Source organism: Acinetobacter sp. YH01019 (assembly GCF_013420285.1).
Lineage (GTDB): Bacteria > Pseudomonadota > Gammaproteobacteria > Pseudomonadales > Moraxellaceae > Acinetobacter > Acinetobacter gandensis.
Genome location: NZ_VOYM01000170.1, coordinates 1 through 1,833, shown reverse-complemented (window position 1 = coordinate 1,833; position 1,833 = coordinate 1). Strand labels below are relative to the sequence as shown.

The following is a 1,833-nucleotide window of genomic DNA, read 5'->3' as shown; positions in this document are numbered from 1 at the left end:
TGTTCAAATGGCTATTCTACGTTTGATTGGTTTTGGAAAAAAAGAAGAATTTAAGAAAGTGCTAGCAATTTTAAGAAAGAAAAAGCCTGATAGGACAAGGATCCTATGAAATTTGTCGTGTACAGAGGTGAATTTCTATAACTTCGTCCACTATAGCAGAAATACGCCATATACCTTGATCAAGGTCAAGTTAGCATATTCTCAATTTGCACTTATAGCTTTGCTTTAATACTATTCACTTAAGCACTTAAAATAATTGATCTAATGTCCGAACCTCAGTTTTCTCTTAGTGATTACCTATCCACAGTACAGGAAGTAATTCAAATTGCTTTCAATGAGCCTGTATGGGTGAAAGCTGAGATCCGCAATCTCAATATTAAGGGTGGACATTACTATCTTGAGTTAGCTGAAAAGGATGAAAGTACCGACAAAGTTATAGCAAGTTGCAAAGGGACCATCTGGAAATTTACAGCTCAGAAAATGGTGCTTAAGTTTGAAAGGGAAAGCGGTGTAGAGCTTTCAAAGGATTTAAATGTCCTAGTAAAAGTCAGGGCCAAGTTTGATCCTCAGTATGGCTTTTCAGTGAATGTTGAAGATATTGATTCAAGCTATACGCTTGGAGACATTGCACGGCGCTATCAACAAATTTTAGAAAGACTTACCTCTGAAGGCCTATTAAACAAAAACAAGCTCATCCCTACCCCTTTTGATATTCAGAATGTCCTGGTAATTGCTCCTGAAAATGCTGCAGGTCTAGGTGACTTCAAAAAAGATGCTGATGCTTTAGAAAAAGCTGGTGTATGTCATTTCAAGTACTACTCAGCAACATTCCAAGGGAACATAGCTGCGCAAAGCATTATCACCTCTCTCAGTAATGGCCTCAGACAATGGGCTACCGATTTCAATACACCACCTGATCTCATTGTGATTATCCGCGGCGGTGGTGCTGTAAACGACCTTGCCTATTTAAATGATTATGAACTGGCAGCATTGTTGGCCAAACGAACTGTTCCAATTTGGGTCGGTATTGGTCACGAAAAAGATCGTACGATACTAGATGAAGTTGCAAACCGTTCATTTGACACACCTAGTAAGGTAATTGGTGGGATTCGTAATCTAATTGCTGATCGGACTCAGGATGTCTTAGATTCATTCCAAACCATTAAGCTATTATCCCAACATCAAATCACAGCGTACCAAAGCCAAAATGATCAATACATGAGGATGATTAAGACGTTTGCGCATGGGCAAATCAATGAATCAAATAAGAGCGTAGATTTGATGAGAAGCACCCTACATTACTTAGCCCAGCAACAGATCAAACTGGCAACGAATCAAGTCGAATCACTGATGCGTGAAACCTTAATCCAGAATCCAAGAAACGTGATGGCTAAAGGCTACGGAATTGTTCGTAATGAAGGAAAAGCTATTCGCTCTATTCAACAGATTTCAGGTGATAACGTCCAAGTAGAATTACAGGATGGCACCATTCAAGCAAATGTAACGAAGGTAATTAGTAATGATTAAAAAAGAACTCTCTTTCAAGGAAGGCTATGAAGTCCTTAAAAAGAATGCGGAGCTATTGGAGTCGCAGGAAGAACCAGACATCGACAATTTAATGAAAATCGTTGAAGAGTCTATGGTTGCATATAAAGCCTGTAAAACACGTGTGGATGCAGTTCAACAGGCTTTGTATGAGACATTTGGAGCCTGTAAATAATTTTGTGTAATTGCTTTTCATAAATTTAAAGGTGATTGCTTAAGCGGTCACCGAATTCAATAATAAAGCGGCTCATGGCTAAACGCCAGTCGCGAATAGGCATATTCCACTTT

Annotated in this window: 2 protein-coding genes; both read left to right on the top strand. The window is 39.0% G+C overall.

Annotated features, from left to right (window positions below; genetic code table 11):
• The first annotated feature begins 264 nt into the window (after positions 1-264).
• Positions 265-1,527, top strand: coding sequence for an exodeoxyribonuclease VII large subunit (gene xseA, locus FTT84_RS17695; RefSeq protein ID WP_078390488.1), 1,263 nt, complete (start codon positions 265-267; stop codon positions 1,525-1,527).
• Entirely contained in the window at positions 1,520-1,720 is a 201-nt protein-coding gene (gene xseB / locus FTT84_RS17690) for an exodeoxyribonuclease VII small subunit (RefSeq protein WP_180082026.1), read from the top strand. Before xseA ends, xseB begins: the two co-directional genes overlap by 8 nt.
• Positions 1,721-1,833 lie beyond the last annotated feature (113 nt).

What these genes read in the sequence shown, in the direction of transcription:
- xseB (WP_180082026.1), top strand. Translation starts at nt 1,520, where the DNA reads ATGATTAAAAAAGAACTCTCTTTCAAGGAAGGCTATGAAGTCCTTAAA.
- xseA (WP_078390488.1), top strand. Translation starts at nt 265, where the DNA reads ATGTCCGAACCTCAGTTTTCTCTTAGTGATTACCTATCCACAGTACAG.